The organism is Streptomyces justiciae (genome assembly GCF_015163075.1).
Classification (GTDB): domain Bacteria; phylum Actinomycetota; class Actinomycetes; order Streptomycetales; family Streptomycetaceae; genus Streptomyces; species Streptomyces justiciae.
Genome location: NZ_JADDXU010000027.1, coordinates 69,285 through 88,504 on the forward strand (window position 1 = coordinate 69,285; position 19,220 = coordinate 88,504).

Sequence of the window (19,220 nt, forward strand, 5' to 3'; positions counted from 1 at the left end):
TCCGACCCCTCAGAGCTTCATCAGGCTGGCGTCGTCGACCGAGGCCGAGTGGCGGGAACGGAACAGGGACACGATGATCGCGAGCCCGACCACGACCTCCGCGGCGGCGACGACCATCGTGAAGAACGCGATGATCTGGCCGTCGAGATTGCCGTGCATCCGGGAGAAGGCGACGAACGCGAGGTTGCAGGCGTTGAGCATGAGCTCGATGCACATGAACACGACGATCGCGTTGCGCCTGATCAGTACGCCGGTGGCGCCGATCGTGAACAACAGGGCCGCGAGGTAGAGGTAGTTGACGGGGTTCACTTCGACGCCTCCTCGGCCCGCTTGAGGTGGGACGGCTCGACCGCGGTGCGCTCCAGGCGTTCCTCGGAGCGCTGCTCCAGCGCCTTGAGGTCGTTGAGCGCCTCGGCCGACACGTCACGGATCTGGCCGCGTTCACGGAGCGTCTTGCTGACCGTGAGCTCCGAGGGGGTGCCGTCGGGCAGCAGGCCCGCGATGTCCACGGCGTTGTGCCGGGCGTAGACACCGGGGGCCGGCAGCGGCGGTACGTGCTTGCCCGCGCGGACGCGCTCCTCGGCCAGCTCGCGCTGGGTCTTGGCGCGCTCGGTGCGCTCGCGGTGGGTGAGCACCATGGCGCCGACGGCGGCCGTGATCAGCAGGGCGCCGGTGATTTCGAAGGCGAAGACGTACTTGGTGAAGATGAGGGTCGCGAGGCCCTCCACGTTGCCGTTCGCGTTCGCCTGCGCCAGGCCGTTGAACTCCTTGAGCGAGGCGTTGCCGATGCCCGCGATCAGCAGGATGCCGAAGCCGAGCCCGCAGAGAAGGGCCAGCCAGCGCTGGCCCTTGATGGTCTCCTTCAGGGAGTCCGCGGCCGTGACGCCGACGAGCATCACCACGAACAGGAACAGCATCATGATCGCGCCGGTGTAGACGACGATCTGCACGATGCCCAGGAAGTAGGCGCCGTTGGCGAGGTAGAACACCGCCAGGATGATCATGGTTCCGGCGAGCGACAGCGCGCTGTGCACGGCCTTCTTCATGAACACGGTGGCCAGGGCGCCGAGCACGGCGACCGTACCGAGGACCCAGAACTGGAAGGCCTCTCCGGTGGAGGTCGAGTAGGCGGCGAGATCGCTCATGCCGTCGCCTCCTCTTCCTCGGGCTTCTCGCCCTTGGAGACGGCTACTTGCTGGACCGTGCCGGGCGCGGCCTCGGTCACCAGGCCCCGGTAGTAGTCCTGCTCGTCCGTCCCCGGGTAGATCGCGTGCGGCGAGTCGACCATGCCGTCTTCCAGACCGGCGAGCAGCTGCTCCTTGGTGTAGATCAGGTTCGCGCGGCTGGAGTCGGCGAGCTCGAACTCGTTGGTCATCGTCAGCGCGCGCGTGGGGCACGCCTCGATGCACAGGCCGCACAGGATGCAGCGGGCGTAGTTGATCTGGTAGACGCGGCCGTACCGCTCGCCCGGCGAGTAGCGCTCCTCGTCCGTGTTGTCGGCGCCCTCCACATAGATGGCGTCGGCTGGGCAGGCCCAGGCGCACAGCTCGCAGCCGACGCACTTCTCCAGGCCGTCCGGATGGCGGTTGAGCTGGTGCCGTCCGTGGAAGCGGGGAGCGGTGGTCTTCTGCTGCTCCGGGTACTGCTCGGTCAGCCGCTTCTTGAACATGGCCTTGAAGGTCACGCCGAAGCCGGCGACGGGGTTCATGAAACCGGGCTTGGTCTCCTTGGGCTCCTCAGCCATCGGACGCCTCCTTTCCATCCAGAGATCCGTCGTCACTCTGAGTATTCACTCCGCCACTGACAATCAGCTCCCGCTCCTGCCGCGAGCGGCGCCTCGGCACGGCCGGCAACTCCTGTCCGGGCAGCGGCGGTACGGGGAATCCGCCGGCCATCGGGTCGAATCCGACGGCGGTCGCGGGCTCCTCCTCCTTGGCCTTGCCGCGGAACATGTCGGCGACGAAGGAGAGCAGCAGCAGGACCAGGACGCCGCCGCCGATGTAGAGGGCGATGTCGGCGAAGTCGTAGTTCTCGTTCCTGAGGGTCCGCACGGTCGCGACGAGCATCAGCCACACCACGGAGACCGGGATGAGGACCTTCCAGCCGAGCTTCATCAGCTGGTCGTAGCGGACGCGGGGGAGCGTGCCGCGCAGCCAGATGAAGAAGAACAGCAGCAGCTGGACCTTGATGACGAACCAGAGCAGCGGCCACCAGCCGTGGTTGGCGCCCTCCCAGAAGGTGCTGACCGGCCAGGGGGCCCGCCAGCCGCCGAGGAAGAGGGTCACGGACACCGCCGAGACCGTCACCATGTTCACGTACTCGGCGAGCATGAACAGCGCGAACTTGATCGACGAGTACTCGGTGTTGAAGCCGCCGACCAGGTCGCCCTCGGACTCCGGCATGTCGAAGGGGGCGCGGTTGGTCTCGCCCACCATCGTGATGATGTAGATGATGAAGGAGACCGGCAGCAGGATGACGTACCAGCGGTCCTGCTGCGCCTCGACGATCGCCGACGTCGACATCGACCCCGAGTAGAGGAAGACGGAGGCGAAGGCGGCGCCCATGGCGATCTCGTACGAGATCATCTGCGCGCAGGAGCGTAGGCCGCCGAGGAGCGGGTACGTCGATCCGGAGCTCCAGCCCGCCAGCACGATGCCGTAGATGCCGACCGAGGCGACCGCGAGGATGTAGAGCATCGCGATCGGCAGGTCGGTGAGCTGCATCGTGGTGCGCTGGCCGAAGATCGAGATCTCGTTGCCGGCCGGGCCGAAGGGGATCACCGCGATCGCCATGAAGGCCGGGATGGCCGCGACGATCGGCGCGAGGATGTAGACCACCTTGTCCGCGCGCTTGACGATGACGTCTTCCTTGAGCATCAGCTTCACGCCGTCGGCGAGCGACTGGAGCATGCCCCAGGGGCCGTGCCGGTTGGGGCCGATGCGCAGCTGCATCCAGGCGACGACCTTGCGCTCCCAGACGATGGAGAACAACACGGTCACCATCAGGAACGCGAAGCAGAAGACGGCCTTGACGACGACGAGCCACCAGGGGTCGGTGCCGAACATCGAGAGGTCTTCCGCCGCGAGGTACGGGCTCATGCCTCCACCTCCTTGGGGGCTTCGGCGGCGGGGGTCGCCGGGCCGATGCGGACGAGGGAGCCGGGCAGCGCACCGGCGTCGGAGGCGACGCCCCCGCCCACGGAGTTCAGCGGCAGCCAGACCACGCGGTCGGGCATCTCGGTGACCTGGAGCGGGAGTTCGACGACTCCGGAGGAGCCGGTCACGGCCAGGACGTCGCCGTCCTTGACGCCCGCCTCGGCGGCGGTCGCGGCGGACACGCGCGCGTGGGCGGCGTGCCGGGTGCCCGCGAGCGCCTCGTCGCCCTCCTGGAGACGGCCCTGGTCGAGCAGCAGCCGGTGTCCGGCGAGGACGGCCTCTCCGGCGGCGGGCCTCGGCAACTGGGCGCCGGTCTCCAGCGGTTCGGTGGCCCGCGGGCCGTCCCAGGCGCCGAGCCGGTCGATCTCGCCGCGCACGGTCCGCAGGTCCGGCAGACCCAGGTGTACGTCCATGGCGTCGGCCAGCATCTGGAGCACGCGCGCGTCGGTCGGCGCGAGGCGACGGGTCATCTGGTCGGGCTTGAGCGCTGCCTCGAAGAAGCGCACCCTGCCTTCCCAGTTGAGGAAGGTGCCGGCCTTCTCGGCGACGGCGGCGACCGGCAGGACGACGTCCGCGAGTTCGGTGACCTCGCTGGGCCGCAGTTCCAGCGACACCAGGAAGCCGACCTCGCCGAGCGCCTCACGCGCGCGTGCCGGGTCGGGCAGGTCGGCGACCTCGACGCCGGCGACGACCAGCGCCTGGAGTTCCCCGGTGGTGGCGGCCTCGATGATCTGCGTGGTGTCCCGGCCGTAGCGGTGCGGGAGTTCGGCGACGCCCCAGGCGGCGGCGACCTCCTCACGCGCGCGTGGGTCGGTGGCCGGACGGCCGCCCGGCAGCAGCGTCGGCAGCGCACCGGCCTCGACGGCACCGCGCTCCCCCGCCCGGCGCGGGATCCACACCAGCTGGGCGCCGGTCGCGGACGCGGCCCGTACGGCGGCGGTCAGTCCGCCCGCCACGGCGGCCAGCCGCTCACCGACGACGATGACCGCGCCCTCGGTCCGCAGCGCCTCGGCGGCCTGCGCGCCGCCCTCCTCCAGGCCGACGCCGCTCGCGAGCGCGTCCAGCCACTCGGTCTCGGTACCGGGAGCCGCCGGCAGCAGCGTGCCGCCGGCCTTCTCCAGGCCGCGCGTGGCGTAGGTGGCCAGCGAGAAGACCTTCTGTCCGTGCTTGCGCCAGGCCTTGCGCAGCCGCAGGAAGACGCCGGGCGCCTCCTCCTCGGCCTCGAACCCGACCAGCAGGACGGCGGGCGCCTTCTCCAGCGCGGTGTACGTGACGCCCGTACCGTCGAGGTCGCGGCCGTGGCCGGCGATCCGGGCGGCCAGGAAGTCGGCCTCCTCGCCGCTGTGCACGCGCGCGCGGAAGTCGATGTCGTTGGTGTCGAGCGCCACGCGCGTGAACTTGCTGTACGCGTAGGCGTCCTCGATGGTGAGCCGGCCGCCGGTCAGCACACCGGTCCGGCCGCGCGAGGCGAGCAGGCCCTGCGCGGCGATCTCCAGCGCCTCGGGCCAGGAGGCCGGGACGAGCTCACCCTCGGGGCTGCGCACCAGGGGCGTCTGAAGCCGGTCGCGCTGCTGCGCGTACCGGAAGGCGAACCGCCCCTTGTCGCAGATCCACTCCTCGTTGACCTCGGGGTCGTTGGCGGCGAGCTTGCGCATGACCTTGCCGCGCCGGTGGTCGGTGCGGGTGGCGCAGCCGCCGGAGCAGTGCTCGCACACCGACGGCGAGGAGACGAGGTCGAAGGGGCGGGAGCGGAACCGGTACGCCGCCGAGGTGAGCGCGCCGACCGGGCAGATCTGGATGGTGTTGCCGGAGAAGTACGACTCGAACGGGTCGCCCTCACCGGTGCCGACCTGCTGGAGCGCGCCGCGCTCGACCAGCTCGATCATCGGGTCGCCCGCGACCTGGTTGGAGAACCGGGTGCAGCGGGCGCACAGCACGCACCGCTCACGGTCGAGCAGCACCTGTGTGGAGATCGGGACGGGCTTCTCGTACGTCCGCTTCTTGCCCTCGAAGCGGGACTCGGCCTGCCCGTGGGACATCGCCTGGTTCTGCAGGGGGCACTCGCCGCCCTTGTCGCAGACCGGGCAGTCCAGCGGGTGGTTGATGAGGAGCAGCTCCATCACACCGTGCTGGGCCTTCTCGGCGGCCGGCGAGGTGAGGTGGGTCTTCACCACCATGCCGTCGGTGCAGGTGATGGTGCAGGACGCCATCGGCTTGCGCTGGCCCTCGACCTCGACGATGCACTGCCGGCAGGCGCCGGCCGGGTCGAGCAGGGGGTGGTCGCAGAAGCGCGGGATCTCGATGCCGAGCTGCTCGGCGGCCCGGATGACCAGGGTGCCCTTGGGCACGCTGATCTCGGCGCCGTCGATGGTCAACGAGACGAGATCTTCCGGCGGGACCGCCGCCTCGCCCCCTCCCGAGGGAGCGTTGGTGGTCACCGTCATGCGTTCACCTCCGTGCGGGAGTCGGCCCAGACCGTGGACTTGGCCGGGTCGAAGGGGCAGCCGCGGCCCGTGATGTGCTGCTCGTACTCCTCGCGGAAGTACTTCAGCGAGGAGAAGATCGGCGAGGCGGCGCCGTCGCCGAGGGCGCAGAAGGACTTGCCGTTGATGTTGTCGGCGATGTCGTTCAGCTTGTCGAGGTCGGACATGACGCCCTTGCCGGCCTCGATGTCACGCAGCAACTGCACGAGCCAGTACGTGCCTTCGCGGCAGGGCGTGCACTTGCCGCAGGACTCGTGGGCGTAGAACTCGGTCCAGCGGGTGACGGCGCGGACGACACAGGTCGTCTCGTCGAAGCACTGGAGTGCTTTCGTGCCGAGCATGGAACCCGCGGCACCCACTCCTTCGTAATCAAGAGGGACATCGAGGTGCTCGTCGGTGAACATCGGCGTCGAGGAGCCGCCCGGCGTCCAGAACTTGAGCCGGTGCCCGGGTCGCATGCCGCCGCTCATCTCCAGCAGCTGGCGCAGCGTGATGCCGAGCGGGGCCTCGTACTGGCCGGGGCTGGCGACGTGGCCGCTGAGCGAATAGAGCGTGAAGCCCGGGGACTTCTCGCTTCCCATCGACCGGAACCATTCTTTGCCCCGATGCAGAATCGCGGGAACCGACGCGATCGATTCGACGTTATTCACCACAGTCGGGCAGGCATAGAGGCCTGCGACCGCAGGAAAGGGGGGACGAAGCCGCGGTTGACCACGGCGGCCTTCGAGCGAGTCGAGGAGTGCGGTCTCCTCACCGCAGATGTACGCGCCCGCGCCCGCGTGCACGGTGATGTCGAGATCGAGCCCGCTGCCCAGGATGTTCGTCCCGAGGTAGCCGGCCGCATAGGCCTCGCTCACGGCCGCGTGCAACCGCCGCAGCACTGGCACCACTTCACCGCGCAGATAGATGAAGGCATGCGACGACCTGATGGCGTAACACGCGATGATCATGCCCTCGATGAGGCTATGCGGGTTCGCGAAGAGGAGCGGAATGTCCTTGCAGGTTCCGGGCTCCGATTCGTCGGCGTTGACAACTAGATAGTGCGGCTTTCCATCCCCCTGGGGAATGAACTGCCATTTCATTCCCGTGGGGAATCCCGCGCCGCCGCGGCCGCGCAGACCGGAGTCCTTGACGTACGCGATCAGGTCGTCCGGTGACATCGCGAGCGCCTTGCGCAGGCCCTCGTATCCCTCGTGCCTCTTGTAGACGTCCAGCGTCCAGGACCTGTCCTCGTCCCAGAAGGCCGACAGCACGGGTGCGAGCAGCTTCTCGGGGCTGGTGTCTTTCAGCTCGGGTGCCAAGGTCATCACTCCCCCTCCTCGGCGACGGGCCCCGCCGGGTGGGCCGGGTCGGAGGCCGACGTGTCCTGCGGCGCGTCGTGCGAACTCAGGTGCTCGGTCGGCGACGGCTCGTGCACGGCGCGGTCCTGCGGCGCCCTGTCCTGCGGCTCGTCGTGCGGACCGCCGTCGCGCGGATGGACCACGCGCGCGGGTGCGGCCTCTCCCCTGGCCAGGCGGAGGCCCACCAGCGAAGCGGGTCCCGCTCCGCCGCTTGCCTCGACGGCCCCTGGCCGCTCGTCGGGGAAGCCGGCGAGGATCCGCGCGGTCTCCTTGAAGGTGCACAGCGGCGCCCCGCGCGTGGGCTGCACCGGACGGCCCGCGATCAGGTCGTCGACGAGGCGCTTGGCGCTGCCCGGGGTCTGGTTGTCGAAGAACTCCCAGTTGACCATCACGACCGGCGCGAAGTCACAGGCCGCGTTGCACTCGATGTGCTCCAGCGTGACCTTGCCGTCCTCGGTGGTCCCGCCGTTGCCGACGCCCAGGTGCTCCTGGAGGGACTCGAAGATCGCGTCGCCGCCCATCACCGCGCACAGCGTGTTGGTGCAGACGCCGACCTGGTAGTCACCGCTCGGCCGCCGCCGGTACATGGTGTAGAAGGTGGCGACCGCGGTGACCTCGGCCGTGGTCAGGCCGAGAACGTCCGCGCAGAACTGCATCCCGGTGCGCGTGACATGGCCTTCCTCCGACTGCACGAGGTGCAGCAGCGGAAGGAGCGCGGACCGGGAGTCGGGGTAGCGGGCGATGACCTCGCGCGCGTCCGTCTCAAGCCGGGCTCGGACGTCGTCCGGGTAGGCGGGCGCGGGCAGTTCGGGCATGCCCAGGCTGACGCCCCGCTCCGAAGAAGAGGTGGTCACCGGTCGACGCCTCCCATCACGGGGTCGATGGACGCGACGGCGACGATGACGTCGGCGACCTGGCCGCCCTCGCACATCGCCGCCATGGCCTGCAGGTTGGTGAAGGACGGGTCGCGGAAGTGGACCCGGAAGGGGCGGGTGCCGCCGTCGGACACCGCGTGCACCCCGAGTTCGCCCTTGGGCGACTCGACGGCCGCGTACGCCTGTCCCGGCGGTACGCGGAAGCCCTCGGTGACCAGCTTGAAGTGGTGGATCAGGGCCTCCATGGAGGTGCCCATGATCTTCTTGATGTGGTCGAGGGAGTTGCCGAGACCGTCGGGGCCGAGCGCGAGCTGGGCGGGCCAGGCGATCTTCTTGTCGGCGACCATGACCGGGCCGGGCTGGAGCCGGTCCAGGCACTGCTCGACGATGTGCAGCGACTGGCGCATCTCCTCCAGGCGGATGAGGAAGCGCCCGTAGGAGTCGCAGGTGTCTGCGGTCGGGACCTCGAAGTCGTAGGTCTCGTAGTCGCAGTAGGGCTGCGACTTGCGCAGGTCGTGCGGCAGGCCGGTGGAGCGCAGGATCGGACCGGTGGCGCCGAGGGCCATGCAGCCGGCCAGGTCGAGGTAACCGACGTCCTGCATACGGGCCTTGAAGATGGGGTTCCCGGTGGCGAGCTTGTCGTACTCCGGGAGGTTCTTCTTCATCTTCTTCACGAACTCGCGGATGTGGTCCACCGCGCCGGGCGGCAGGTCCTGCGCGAGTCCGCCGGGGCGGATGTACGCGTGGTTCATCCTGAGGCCCGTGATGAGCTCGTAGATGTCGAGAATCATTTCACGATCACGGAATCCGTAGATCATGATCGTGGTGGCGCCGAGTTCCATGCCGCCGGTGGCGATGCACACCAGGTGCGAGGAGAGCCGGTTCAGCTCCATCAGGAGCACCCGGATGATCTTGGCGCGCTCGGTGATCTGGTCCTCGATGCCGAGGAGCTTCTCGACGGCGAGACAGTAGGCGGTCTCGTTGAAGAAGGACGTCAGGTAGTCCATGCGCGTCACGAACGTGGTGCCCTGCGTCCACGTGCGGAACTCGAGGTTCTTCTCGATGCCGGTGTGCAGGTAGCCGATGCCGCAGCGGGCCTCGGTGACCGTCTCGCCCTCGATCTCCAGGATCAGGCGCAGCACTCCATGGGTGGACGGGTGCTGGGGGCCCATGTTGACGACGATGCGCTCGTCGTCGGCGCGGGCCGCGGACTGGACGACCTCGTCCCAGTCGCCACCGGTGACCGTGTAGACGGTGCCCTCGGTGGTCTCGCGAGGGGTTGCGTGCGATGTGCTCACGAGTACGACCTCCGCTGGTCCGGAGCCGGGATCTGGGCGCCCTTGTACTCGACGGGGATGCCGCCGAGGGGGTAGTCCTTGCGCTGCGGGTGGCCCTGCCAGTCGTCCGGCATCATGATCCGGGTCAGGGCGGGGTGACCGTCGAAGACGATCCCGAAGAAGTCGTAGGTCTCGCGCTCGTGCCAGTCGTTGGTCGGGTACACGGAGACCAGGGACGGGATCTTCGGATCGGCGTCCGGGGCGCTGACCTCCAGGCGGATCAGCCGGTTGTGGGTGATCGAGCGCAGGTGGTAGACGGCGTGCAGCTCGCGGCCCTTGTCGTGCGGGTAGTGGACGCCGCTGACGCCGGTGCAGAGCTCGAAGCGCAGGGCCGGGTCGTCGCGCAGGGTGCGGGCGACGCGCAGCAGATGCTCGCGCTCGATGTGGAAGGTGAGCTCACCGCGGTCGACGACCGTCTTCTCGATGGCGTTGTCGGGCAGGAGGCCCTGCTCCTCCAGTGCGCCCTCCAGCTCGTCGGCGACCTCGTCGAACCAGCCGCCGTAGGGGCGGGTGGCCGCCCCCGGGAGCCGGATGGAGCGGACCAGGCCGCCGTAGCCGGAGGTGTCGCCGCCGTTGTTGGCGCCGAACATGCCGCGCTGGACGCGGATCTCCTCGCCGCCCTCGCCCCGCTGGCCGGGGAGGTTGGAGGCACCGAGGTCCTTCTCGGGGTTCACGCCGTTCGACGCCCCGTTCGCGTCGCTCATCGCAGCAGCCCCTTCATCTCGATCGTGGGCAGGGCCTTGAGCGCCGCTTCCTCCGCCTCCCGGGCCGCTTCCTCGGCGTTCACGCCGAGCTTGGAGCCCTGGATCTTCTGGTGGAGCTTGAGGATGGCGTCCATGAGCATCTCCGGCCGTGGCGGGCAGCCGGGGAGATAGATGTCGACCGGGACGATGTGGTCGACGCCCTGCACGATCGCGTAGTTGTTGAACATGCCGCCCGAGGAGGCGCAGACCCCCATGGAGATGACCCACTTGGGGTTCGGCATCTGGTCGTAGACCTGCCGCAGCACCGGCGCCATCTTCTGGCTGACCCGGCCGGCGACGATCATGAGGTCGGCCTGGCGGGGTGAGCCGCGGAAGACCTCCATCCCGAAGCGGGCCAGGTCGTAGCGTCCGGCGCCGGTCGTCATCATCTCGATGGCGCAGCAGGCCAGCCCGAAGGTGGCCGGGAAGACGGACGCCTTGCGCACCCAGCCCGCGGCCTGCTCGACGGTGGTCAGCAGGAAGCCGCTCGGCAGCTTTTCTTCGAGTCCCATGAGTTAAAGGCCCCTCAGTCCCATTCCAGGCCGCCGCGCCGCCATACGTACGCGTACGCGACGAAGACGGTGAGCACGAAGAGCAGCATCTCCACGAGCCCGAAAACACCCAGGGCGTCGAAGGTGACGGCCCAGGGGTAGAGGAAGACGATCTCGATGTCGAAGACGATGAAGAGCATCGCCGTCAGGTAGTACTTGATGGGGAAGCGCCCGCCGCCGGCCGGCGTGGGGGTCGGCTCGATCCCGCACTCGTAGGCCTCGAGCTTGGCCCGGTTGTACCGCTTCGGACCGATCAGCGTGGCCATGACCACGGAGAAGATCGCAAAGCCTGCCCCGAGGGCTCCCAGTACGAGGATGGGCGCATACGCGTTCACCGCTCCTCGCTCCTCTCAGTCGGCACTGACTGCTGGCGATGGCGTCGGGTTCACTTCCGTCTCACGTGCCCCACGAACCCCGTTCGTCCCGACGAAGATCGCGAACATGTGAAGCAGGTCACAAGCCCAACTGACCCGCATCTTATGCCCGCCGGTCTGTGATCTGCGACACGGGGTATTGCACAAGCTTTGTGATCTCCACCACCTGACGAAGGATCATGAAGTCGGATGAGCGGTGATCTTCGTACGTGAAGCGTCCGAGCGATCACCAGAGGTGACATTTTGGCTCGTCGGCGCAGTTGGGACGGGGTGCGGAAGCGGCGTCTCAATATCAAGAGTCTTCCCGTGCATGCAAATTGGTGCTGGACGCGACCGCTTGATAGTGCGCGGCGTTCACACCCGGGAGGGGGTCGCGGGGCGCGATGTGGACGCGTGCACACATTCACGAGCGGGTGACGGCGAGGGGTGCGCGCGTGACGCAGGCGCCGCCGTAACCGTTGCGTGACCTCCGCCACATCGATGAGAGACCTCTGAGAAGCGGGCTTGGCCACCGGTCCCAACCGGTGGTAGGCGCGGGGCAATTCGGGCGTAACGATGAAAGACCGTGATCACGGCCATGATGGACCGTGCCCGCAATGTCCGTTACGGCGTCAATAAAGAGCGCCACGCCCGGGATTCGAGGGGCTGGATGAACAACTGTGGCGCAGGACACGTTTCTTGAAGGTATGGAGGAGCCCCTGATACCGGTTGTTCTCATGTCCCACACCGCTCACATACGCAGCCACCGGAAACCCCGCCGCAGCGCGACGACTTCGCTCGCCGTGCGTGCCGGAGTTGCCGGTGGCGTCCTCAGCATGGCAGCGGCGGGCGCGTCGGCCTCGGCGAGCGCCGCCGAGACGACGCAGACGCTCGAACTGCCCACGCTCACGGCCGACCTGGCCGCCCAGGTCGCCCAGTCCGCGGACGCCACGCAGCAGGCCGCCGCGAACTACGAGCTGGAGGCCGAGCGTGACGCGGCCGCCGCCGCGGCCGCCAAGGAGGCCAAGAAGGACCTCGCCGAGGCGAAGAAGAAGGCGGAAGCCAAGAAGAAGGCTGAGGAGGCCCGCAAGGCCGCCGCAGAGGCCGCCGCCTCGCGTTCCTCAAGCCGGAGCACCCTCTCCGCGTCCACGACCGCCTCGGCGCCCGCCAGCGGCTCCGTCGCGACCGTCATCGCCTTCCTCAAGGCCCAGGTGGGCGACGCCTACGTCATGGGCGGCACCGGCCCCAACGCGTGGGACTGCTCCGGCCTGGTCCAGGCCGCGTTCAAGCAGGTCGGCGTCGACCTGCCGCGCGTCTCCCAGGACCAGTCCATGGCCGGCACCGACGTGTCCCTGTCCAACCTGCAGGTCGGCGACATCCTGTACTGGGGCGGCAAGGGCTCCGCGTACCACGTGGGCGTCTACATCGGCGACGGCCAGTACCTGGACGCGGCCAACCCGTCCAAGGGCGTTGTCATCCAGGACCTGTCCGGTTACCCGGCGTCGGGTGCCGTGCGCGTACTCTGACAAAACGCGCACGGGCGCACAGAACGTCGGAAGGGCCGCAGCCGCTCGGGGGCAGCGGCCCTTCCGCCCGTCCCCGTGACTATCCGAGGTCGAAGGTGTTGGGCAGGCCCAACCGGTGGCGGGCCTCGTCGATCCGCTTCAGCGGCTCCATCTCCGGGGGCCGGAAGAGCTCCAGCACCTCACACCGCTCGGCGTCCGAACGGTCCGCGTCCAGCAGCGCGTTGACCGCCAGCCGGGCCGACTCGTTGGCGCCCTCCATCGTCGCGAGGTCCACGTCGGTACGGACGTAGTCGCCCGCGAGGAAGAAGTTGGGCACCTTCGTGCGGGCCGAAGGGCGGTTGTAGAGCGTGCCCGTGGGATGGATGAGGAGCTGTTCGCGGTTCTGCGGGTCGGGGCCGCCGACGCCCGTCACCGCCGGGTCCATGAACCAGCCGAGCCGGTCGTCGTCGACCAGCGTCGTCTTGCCGGCGTCGTTCAGCCCGTCCTTCAACTGCGCCCACAGTTCGGCGACGATCTCGTCCTTGGTGCATTCCTTGGCCGTCTTGCCGTACAGGATGCCGGGCTTGTCCCATTCCGAGATGATCGCGGAGAGACAGTCGCGGGCCTGGCCGTCGCCGTAGTCGCGTGCGAAGTCCCGGCCGTCCCAGAACTGGGCCTGACCGACCGCCGTCACCGACCAGGGCGAGTCGAGGCAGTTGACGTGGCCGTGCACGACGGGGGTGGGCGTGCGCAGGTAGAACATCACGCCGGTCATCCAGTCCGTCTTCAGCGCGTCGCAGCGCGCGAGCTGCGGGTCCGCCGCGCGCAGGGCCGCTCCCCACGTCACGCGCGCGTGCTCGACGGGGAGCGCGGAGACGTAGTGGTCGGCGGTGACGGTACGTTCGTCGCCGCCGTCGCGGGCCGAGACGCGGACGCCGGTGACGCGGCCGGCGTCGTACAGGACCTCGTGGACCTGCGTGCCGAGCACGAACCGCACGCCCTGGGAGCGCAGATGCCGTTCCCACGGGTCGATCCAGGCCTCGCTGGTGGGGGCGTTGAGGACGCGGTCGACGTCGGAGTCGGGGCCGTCCATGCCGCGGCCGAGGAGGCCCCACAGGATCAGGGCCTCGATGATGACGCGGCCGACCGTGCGGGTGGAGGCGACTTCCGCGCGCGTGGCGACGAGGTTGCGGGTCTGTCCGATGCCGAGGACGGTCTGGTACTCCGCGCTCATCTCCTCCGCGCGGATGAAGTCCCACCACGAGGTCTTCTCCCACTGGTCCTCGCGGCGGGCGTCGCAACTGGTGAGGTGGACCAGGACGCGGTCGGCGAAGTAGGCGGCCTCGTGGGCGGGGAGGTTGGTGGCGAGGTCCAGGACGGAGAGGATCTGGTCTCGGATCCAGAGCGGGGTGAGGTCACCGGGGGCGGGCGGGGTGGTGGCGCGGCGCAAAGGGAAGTGCAGGTCGGGGCGTCCGTCCGCGCGGGCGAACAACTCCTCCGTCGCGTTGCGGAGGTTGTCGCGGACGCCTCCGGCGTTGCCGGGGAAGGGGATACGGCTCATCGTGTCCGGCAGGTTCCGGTAGAAGCCGGGGAAGAAGCGGAAGCCGTGCTCGGCGGGGAGGTCGGCGCGGCCGCCGGCGGCCGTGCCGGGGACGGGCATCGAGCGGGCCTTGCCGCCGAGGACGTCGTAGTACTCGTAGACGGTGACGTCGTAGCCGCGTTCGGCGAGTTCGTGGGCGGCGCTCAGGCCCGAGACGCCACCGCCGAGGACGGCGACGCGCTTGCCGGAAGCGGCGCTCGCGCCTCCGGCGGGCCATAACGCGAGGGCGCCGGCCGCTCCTCCGGTACCGGCCAGGAAGCGTCTGCGGGTGTGGCCCTGGGGCCGCTGGGTGTGTTCTGTTGTCATGGGCAACGGAGGGTAGGGAGCGGCCCCGGAGGCCGGAAGCCCGATGACCCACCGCCCACAGCATCCACACACCGAGGAGAAACGCACTCATGCCCAGCGTGTTCGTACAAGGCAGGCCCGTTGACTCGTATCCGCCGCTCGCGCCCGACGCCCGGCGCGGGAAGGTGCGGCGCATCACGGAGGTCGGGGAGCAGGTCCTGCACAAGCCGTGCCGGGACGTGACCGAGTTCGGGCCGGATCTCGCCGCCCTGATCGACGACATGTTCCTGACGATGTACATCGCGGACGGGGCCGGCCTCGCGGCGAACCAGGTCGGCGTCGATCTGCGGCTGTTCGTCTACGACTGCCCGGACGACGACGGGGCCCGGCATGTCGGGCACATCGTCAACCCGGTGCTCGACGAGGCTCCGGCCGGACGCGGGCTCCTCGACGACCACGAGGGCTGCCTGTCCGTCCCCGGCGCCGTGATGGACGTACCGCGCCCGGAGCGGGCCGTGGTACGCGGGTACGACAAGGAGGGCGAGCCGATCACCGTCGAGGGAACGGGATACTTCGCCCGCTGTCTCGCCCACGAGACCGACCACACCAACGGGCACGTCTACCTGGACCGGCTCTCCAAGCGGGACCGCAAGGAGGCGCTGCGGCAGGTGGCGGACCGGCGGGACGAGGTGTTCGCGCGCCGGACCGCCAACATCGAGGCCCTGAGCAGCTAGTTACGCCTTCGGCGCCACCTTGCTCAGCCCATTGATGATCCGGTCCATCGCGTCGCCGCCCGTCGGGTCGGTGAGGTTGGCCAGCATCTTCAGGGTGAACTTCATGAGCAGCGGGTGCGTCAGGCCGCGCTGGGTCGCGATCTTCATGACCTTCGGGTTGCCGATGAGCTTCACGAAGGCGCGGCCCAGCGTGTAGTAGCCGCCGTAGGTGTCCTTGAGGACCTGCGGGTAGCGCTGGAGCGCGATCTCCCGCTGGGCCGGCGTGGCCCGCGCGTGGGCCTGGACGATGACGTCGGCGGCGATCTGGCCGGACTCCATGGCGTAGGCGATGCCCTCGCCGTTGAAGGGGTTCACCAGGCCGCCGGCGTCGCCGACGAGCAGCAGCCCACGCGTGTAGTGCGGCTGCCGGTTGAAGGCCATGGGGAGGGCGGCGCCGCGGATCGGGCCGGTCATGTTCTCCGGGGTGTAGCCCCACTCCTCCGGCATCGAGGCGCACCAGGCCTTCAGCACCTCGCGCCAGTCCAGCTCCTTGAAGGAGTCGGAGGTGTTGAGGACGCCGAGGCCGACGTTGGACGTGCCGTCGCCCATGCCGAAGATCCAGCCGTAGCCCGGCAGGAGGCGCGGCTCAGGGCCGCGGCGGTCCCACAGCTCCAGCCAGGACTCCAGGTAGTCGTCCTCGTGGCGCGGCGACTCGAAGTACGTCCGTACGGCGACGCCCATCGGGCGGTCCTCGCGGCGGTGCAGGCCCATCGCCAGGGAGAGGCGGGTGGAGTTGCCGTCGGCGGCGACGACGAGCGGGGCGTGGAAGGTGACCTCCCGCTTCTCGCCGGAGTCGCCGAGCTTGGCGTGGACGCCGGTGATGCGGCCGGTGCGGTCGTCGATGATCGGGGCGCCGACGTTGCAGCGCTCGTACAGCCGGGCGCCCGCCTTCTGGGCCTGCCGGGCGAGCTGCTCGTCGAAGTCGTCGCGCTTGCGGACGAGGCCGTAGTCCGGGAAGGAGGCGAGATCCGGCCAGTCCAGCTGGAGCCGGACGCCGCCGCCGATGATGCGCAGGCCCTTGTTGCGCAGCCAGCCGGCTTCCTCGGAGATGTCGATGCCCATGGCGACGAGCTGCTTGGTGGCGCGCGGGGTGAGGCCGTCACCGCAGACCTTCTCGCGCGGGAACGCCGTCTTCTCCAGCAGGAGGACGTCGAGACCGGCCTTGGCGAGGTAGTACGCGGTCGTGGAGCCGGCCGGCCCCGCGCCGACGACGATGACGTCGGCGGTGTTCTCGGAAAGGGGCTCGGAGTGGGGCTCGGTCACGGCGGTCACGGCGGGATCTCCCCAAGTTCGAAATCTGCGTGCCGACTAGCACTGGACATGGGCAGTCTATTCAGCACGATTGATCACCCGGCTGAAGGGCTGCCCCGTGAACCGAGCTCTCCCCGTAGTAAGGCTGCGTGTCCCCACCGACGAGGACGCCGTCGCCTGGCACCGGCTCTTCGACGACCCGGACGTCATGGAGTTCCACGGCGGCCGGTCCGCGGAGCTGTACGTCTACGAGGAACTCACCGCCCGCCAGCGCCGGCACGACGCCGAGCTGGGCTTCTGCCTGTGGACCATGCTCGACGAGGACGACCGGGTCATCGGTTTCACCGGCGCCCAGCCGTGGCCGCAGGAGTGGGGGCCGAAGGGCGAGATCGAGATCGGCTGGCGGCTCGGGCGGGCGTACTGGGGCAAGGGATACGCCACCGCCGCCGCGCGGGAGACGCTGGAACGGCTGCGGGCGGCGGGCGTGCCGAACGTGGTGGCGATGGTCAGACCGGGCAACGAACGCTCGGTCGCGGTCACCCGGCGCCTCGGCATGGAGCTCGCGGAGACCTTCCCGCACCCGCGGCTCCCGGAGGACGCGCTCTGCTTCCGGCTCGACCTGGAGAACGGTCACGCACAGTAACTAACTGTTACAGAACGCCACTTAGCGCTTCCGGACGGCACCCCCAGGCGGTTACCCTGCTAGTACCGCTGGGGGTGACATCTTGCGCATAACACCCAAAACACCCGAAGTGCGCGTGCCGCGGCTCGTCGGACTGATGGCCATGGACGCGCGCAGGACGGCCGAGGCGACCGGCCTCTTCCTCAACGCTCCGGACCGGCCCGACTTCCACCGGACGGTGGTCGAGTACGTCGTACGGCAGTACCCGCAGCCCAACGCCGAGGTGCCCCGGGACTCCGTGATCTACGTGTGGTTCGACTTCGGCGAAGGGGAAGGCGGCGGAGGGGTGCGCGAGCCACGCATCCCCCGGCCTCCGACCGGCGGACTCCAGCGCGAGCTGGACGAGCCGGGCGACCCTTACGTGTCCGTCAGCTCTGCCTGAAGCCGGGCGTCGGGCCTACTCGAAGCCGGACGTCAGGCCTGCTTGAAACCCCGGTGCAGGGCCACGACCCCGCCCGTCAGGTTCCGCCACGCCACCTTCGACCAGCCGGCCTTCTGCAGATGCCCGGCGAGTGCGGCCTGGTCTGGCCAGGCGCGGATCGACTCGGCGAGGTAGACGTACGCCTCGGGGTTCGAGGAGACCGCGCGCGCGACCGGCGGGAGGGCGCGCATCAGGTACTCGGTGTAGACCGTGCGGAAGGGCGCCCAGGTCGGGTGCGAGAACTCGCAGATCACGACCCGGCCGCCGGGCTTGGTCACCCGGTACATCTCCCGCAGCCCGGCGTCGAAGTCCTGCACGTTGCGCAGCCCGAAGGAGATGGTGACGGCGTCGAAGGTGTCGTCCTTGAACGGCAGCCGTGTCGCGTCGCCGGCCGTGAGCGGCAGCCACGGGTGCTTCTTCTTGCCGACCTGGAGCATGCCGAGCGAGAAGTCGCAGGGCACGACGTACGCGCCGGTCTGTGCGAACGGCAGCGAGGAGGTCGCCGTACCGGCCGCCAGGTCCAGGATCTTCTGCGCGGGCCGGGCGTCGACCGCCTTCGCGACCTCCTTGCGCCACACCCGGTCCTGGCCGAGCGACAGCACATCGTTCGTCAGGTCGTACCGTTCCGCCACGTCGTCGAACATCGAGGCGACTTCGTGCGGCTGCTTGTTCAGGGAAGCGCGGGTCACGGGCCCATTCTTGCAGCCGCCCTCGCCGAAGCAGCCGAGGCCCCGCTGGAGCCGGGCCCGCTCACGGCAGAAGCCTCGGCCTCTTCTTCGCCGCCACGTCCTCCACCCATCCGCACGCCAGCACGAACACCGCGATCAGGACCCACCCGATCCCGAACATGAACCACTGGCTCTCCAGCGGCAGGTACTTCTCGAAGGCCGGGACGTTCCAGAACTGGTCGATCAGCGGTACGGCGAGGATCAGCGCGATCTCGTGCCAGAGGTAGATCGTCACGGCCCGCGCATTGAAGATCGTGACGACCCGGTCCAGGCGCTTGAAGCGGGTCAGCCACGCGAAGTCGATCCCGAAGGACGACTTGGCCCAGAACAGCAGCATCACGAACCCCGCCGACCAGAAGGCCTGCGCGAGCGGGATCTCGTCGAGGTCGTACGTCCCGACCTCGCCCTGGCGGGTGAAGGCGTACCAGCCGCCGTACCCGATCGCGGCCAGCGACAGGACCACGACCACCGCGGGCTTCAGCCGCTCCAGCACCCCGTCGCGGTGCGCGAAGCCGAGGATCCAGCAGAAGAGGTACGTCGAGAAGTCCCAGAGCTCGTTGCCGAGCCGCCCCTCGGGACCGGACCACACGAAGTTGAGGACCAGGATCGGCGCGAGGGACAGCAGCAGCACCGGGACCCGCGCCAGCCGGAACACCTTCAGCAGCAGGGGGGACAGCAGCACGAACCACAGGTACGTCCGCAGGTACCAGAGGATCTCCCAGGCCTGGACGCCCCACTTGTTGCCGGGTGGATCGCCGAACGGCACGATCCAGAAGACGATGTTGTAGTGCCTCGGCATCCAGCCGTGGATCAGCATCGCCAGCACCACGAAGAAGCCCCAGAACCAGAACGGGGGCAGCAGGCGCCGCAGCCTGCTCCTCACCACCTTGAGCGCGGGGCGCTCCAGGGACTTCGCCATGAGGGTGCCGGCGAGCCCGAACATGATCCCCATGGAGGGGAAGACCATGCCGCACCAGGCCCACCCGAAGGTGTGATAGGTGACGACGCGGACGAGGGCGACGGCGCGGAGGGTGTCGAAGTAGCGGTCGCGTACGGGCCGTTGGGGCAGGGTGTCGGTGAGCGACGGCCGCTCGGCGGCCAGCACGGCTGTCGGCCCGCCTCTCCGGTGCGAGCCCAT

19 protein-coding genes are annotated in these 19,220 nt (G+C 69.2%); 4 read left to right on the forward strand and 15 right to left on the reverse strand.

Annotated elements, in window-relative coordinates:
- Nucleotides 1-9 precede the first annotated feature (9 nt).
- Genes nuoK through IQ210_RS43340 form a run of 11 tightly spaced genes read right to left on the reverse strand, consistent with a single transcriptional unit; the run spans nt 10 to nt 10,819 of the window.
- Complete coding sequence (nuoK, locus tag IQ210_RS43290; RefSeq protein ID WP_003974374.1) at nt 10-309, reverse strand: NADH-quinone oxidoreductase subunit NuoK; 300 nt, start codon at nt 307-309, stop codon at nt 10-12.
- Nucleotides 306-1,145, reverse strand: a complete 840-nt coding sequence (locus tag IQ210_RS43295) for an NADH-quinone oxidoreductase subunit J (RefSeq protein WP_194084749.1) — start codon at nt 1,143-1,145, stop codon at nt 306-308. The genes nuoK and IQ210_RS43295 overlap by 4 nt, the downstream gene beginning before the upstream one ends.
- Nucleotides 1,142-1,744, reverse strand: coding sequence for an NADH-quinone oxidoreductase subunit NuoI (nuoI, locus tag IQ210_RS43300; protein WP_194084750.1), 603 nt, complete (start codon nt 1,742-1,744; stop codon nt 1,142-1,144). The genes IQ210_RS43295 and nuoI overlap by 4 nt, the downstream gene beginning before the upstream one ends.
- The gene (gene nuoH, locus IQ210_RS43305) at nt 1,737-3,098 is read right to left on the reverse strand and encodes an NADH-quinone oxidoreductase subunit NuoH (protein WP_194084751.1); all 1,362 of its coding nucleotides are present in this window, start codon (nt 3,096-3,098) and stop codon (nt 1,737-1,739) included. Before nuoH ends, nuoI begins: the two co-directional genes overlap by 8 nt.
- Entirely contained in the window at nt 3,095-5,599 is a 2,505-nt protein-coding gene (locus IQ210_RS43310) for an NADH-quinone oxidoreductase subunit G (protein WP_194084752.1), read from the reverse strand. Before IQ210_RS43310 ends, nuoH begins: the two co-directional genes overlap by 4 nt.
- Nucleotides 5,596-6,945 carry an NADH-quinone oxidoreductase subunit NuoF gene (gene nuoF / locus IQ210_RS43315; RefSeq protein WP_194084753.1) on the reverse strand — a complete coding sequence of 450 codons (1,350 nt, stop codon included), beginning with the start codon at nt 6,943-6,945 and terminating at the stop codon, nt 5,596-5,598. Before nuoF ends, IQ210_RS43310 begins: the two co-directional genes overlap by 4 nt.
- Nucleotides 6,945-7,832, reverse strand: a complete 888-nt coding sequence (gene nuoE, locus IQ210_RS43320; RefSeq protein ID WP_194084754.1) for an NADH-quinone oxidoreductase subunit NuoE — start codon at nt 7,830-7,832, stop codon at nt 6,945-6,947. The genes nuoF and nuoE overlap by 1 nt, the downstream gene beginning before the upstream one ends.
- A complete protein-coding gene (locus IQ210_RS43325) occupies nt 7,829-9,151 on the reverse strand; it encodes an NADH-quinone oxidoreductase subunit D (protein WP_059192994.1) in 1,323 nt (440 codons plus the stop codon). The genes nuoE and IQ210_RS43325 overlap by 4 nt, the downstream gene beginning before the upstream one ends.
- Nucleotides 9,148-9,894 (reverse strand): NADH-quinone oxidoreductase subunit C, encoded by a 747-nt coding sequence (locus IQ210_RS43330; RefSeq protein ID WP_194084755.1) that lies wholly within the window; start codon nt 9,892-9,894, stop codon nt 9,148-9,150. Before IQ210_RS43330 ends, IQ210_RS43325 begins: the two co-directional genes overlap by 4 nt.
- Nucleotides 9,891-10,445 (reverse strand): NuoB/complex I 20 kDa subunit family protein, encoded by a 555-nt coding sequence (locus IQ210_RS43335; RefSeq protein WP_030494814.1) that lies wholly within the window; start codon nt 10,443-10,445, stop codon nt 9,891-9,893. Before IQ210_RS43335 ends, IQ210_RS43330 begins: the two co-directional genes overlap by 4 nt.
- Nucleotides 10,446-10,459: 14 nt before the next feature.
- A complete protein-coding gene (locus tag IQ210_RS43340) occupies nt 10,460-10,819 on the reverse strand; it encodes an NADH-quinone oxidoreductase subunit A (RefSeq protein ID WP_007383963.1) in 360 nt (119 codons plus the stop codon).
- A gap of 725 nt (nt 10,820-11,544) precedes the next feature.
- On the opposite strand from IQ210_RS43340, the gene IQ210_RS43345 reads away from it, so the two are divergent.
- Entirely contained in the window at nt 11,545-12,363 is an 819-nt protein-coding gene (locus IQ210_RS43345) for a C40 family peptidase (RefSeq protein ID WP_194084756.1), read from the forward strand.
- A gap of 79 nt (nt 12,364-12,442) precedes the next feature.
- On the opposite strand, the gene IQ210_RS43350 is transcribed toward IQ210_RS43345, so the two are convergent.
- Nucleotides 12,443-14,248 (reverse strand): hydroxysqualene dehydroxylase, encoded by a 1,806-nt coding sequence (locus tag IQ210_RS43350; RefSeq protein WP_194084757.1) that lies wholly within the window; start codon nt 14,246-14,248, stop codon nt 12,443-12,445.
- 89 nt (nt 14,249-14,337) lie between these two features.
- Here IQ210_RS43350 and def point away from each other — a divergent pair, with 89 nt between their 5' ends.
- The gene (gene def, locus IQ210_RS43355) at nt 14,338-14,961 is read left to right on the forward strand and encodes a peptide deformylase (protein ID WP_194084758.1); all 624 of its coding nucleotides are present in this window, start codon (nt 14,338-14,340) and stop codon (nt 14,959-14,961) included.
- Here def and IQ210_RS43360 read toward each other — a convergent pair whose 3' ends face one another.
- Nucleotides 14,962-16,263: a geranylgeranyl reductase family protein gene (locus IQ210_RS43360; RefSeq protein WP_194084786.1), complete on the reverse strand. Its 1,302-nt coding sequence runs from the start codon at nt 16,261-16,263 to the stop codon at nt 14,962-14,964.
- 106 nt (nt 16,264-16,369) lie between these two features.
- Here IQ210_RS43360 and IQ210_RS43365 point away from each other — a divergent pair, with 106 nt between their 5' ends.
- On the forward strand, nt 16,370-16,894 hold the full coding sequence (locus tag IQ210_RS43365; RefSeq protein WP_194084759.1) for a GNAT family N-acetyltransferase: 525 nt from the start codon (nt 16,370-16,372) through the stop codon (nt 16,892-16,894).
- Nucleotides 16,895-17,003: 109 nt separating this feature from the next.
- Complete coding sequence (locus IQ210_RS43370) at nt 17,004-17,315, forward strand: PASTA domain-containing protein (protein ID WP_194084760.1); 312 nt, start codon at nt 17,004-17,006, stop codon at nt 17,313-17,315.
- 32 nt (nt 17,316-17,347) lie between these two features.
- Here IQ210_RS43370 and IQ210_RS43375 read toward each other — a convergent pair whose 3' ends face one another.
- Nucleotides 17,348-18,043, reverse strand: a complete 696-nt coding sequence (locus tag IQ210_RS43375) for a demethylmenaquinone methyltransferase (protein ID WP_194084761.1) — start codon at nt 18,041-18,043, stop codon at nt 17,348-17,350.
- Nucleotides 18,044-18,104: 61 nt separating this feature from the next.
- Nucleotides 18,105-19,220 (reverse strand): acyltransferase family protein, encoded by a 1,116-nt coding sequence (locus tag IQ210_RS43380; protein WP_194084762.1) that lies wholly within the window; start codon nt 19,218-19,220, stop codon nt 18,105-18,107.

Bases quoted from the DNA above. Each gene is read 5' to 3' on its own strand.
- IQ210_RS43295 (WP_194084749.1), bottom strand. From the start codon at position 1,145: ATGAGCGATCTCGCCGCCTACTCGACCTCCACCGGAGAGGCCTTCCAG.
- nuoI (WP_194084750.1), bottom strand. From the start codon at position 1,744: ATGGCTGAGGAGCCCAAGGAGACCAAGCCCGGTTTCATGAACCCCGTC.
- nuoH (WP_194084751.1), bottom strand. From the start codon at position 3,098: ATGAGCCCGTACCTCGCGGCGGAAGACCTCTCGATGTTCGGCACCGAC.
- IQ210_RS43310 (WP_194084752.1), bottom strand. From the start codon at position 5,599: ATGACGGTGACCACCAACGCTCCCTCGGGAGGGGGCGAGGCGGCGGTC.
- nuoF (WP_194084753.1), bottom strand. From the start codon at position 6,945: ATGACCTTGGCACCCGAGCTGAAAGACACCAGCCCCGAGAAGCTGCTC.
- IQ210_RS43330 (WP_194084755.1), bottom strand. From the start codon at position 9,894: ATGAGCGACGCGAACGGGGCGTCGAACGGCGTGAACCCCGAGAAGGAC.
- IQ210_RS43335 (WP_030494814.1), bottom strand. From the start codon at position 10,445: ATGGGACTCGAAGAAAAGCTGCCGAGCGGCTTCCTGCTGACCACCGTC.
- IQ210_RS43345 (WP_194084756.1), top strand. From the start codon at position 11,545: ATGGAGGAGCCCCTGATACCGGTTGTTCTCATGTCCCACACCGCTCAC.
- IQ210_RS43350 (WP_194084757.1), bottom strand. From the start codon at position 14,248: ATGACAACAGAACACACCCAGCGGCCCCAGGGCCACACCCGCAGACGC.
- def (WP_194084758.1), top strand. From the start codon at position 14,338: ATGCCCAGCGTGTTCGTACAAGGCAGGCCCGTTGACTCGTATCCGCCG.
- IQ210_RS43380 (WP_194084762.1), bottom strand. From the start codon at position 19,220: ATGGGCTCGCACCGGAGAGGCGGGCCGACAGCCGTGCTGGCCGCCGAG.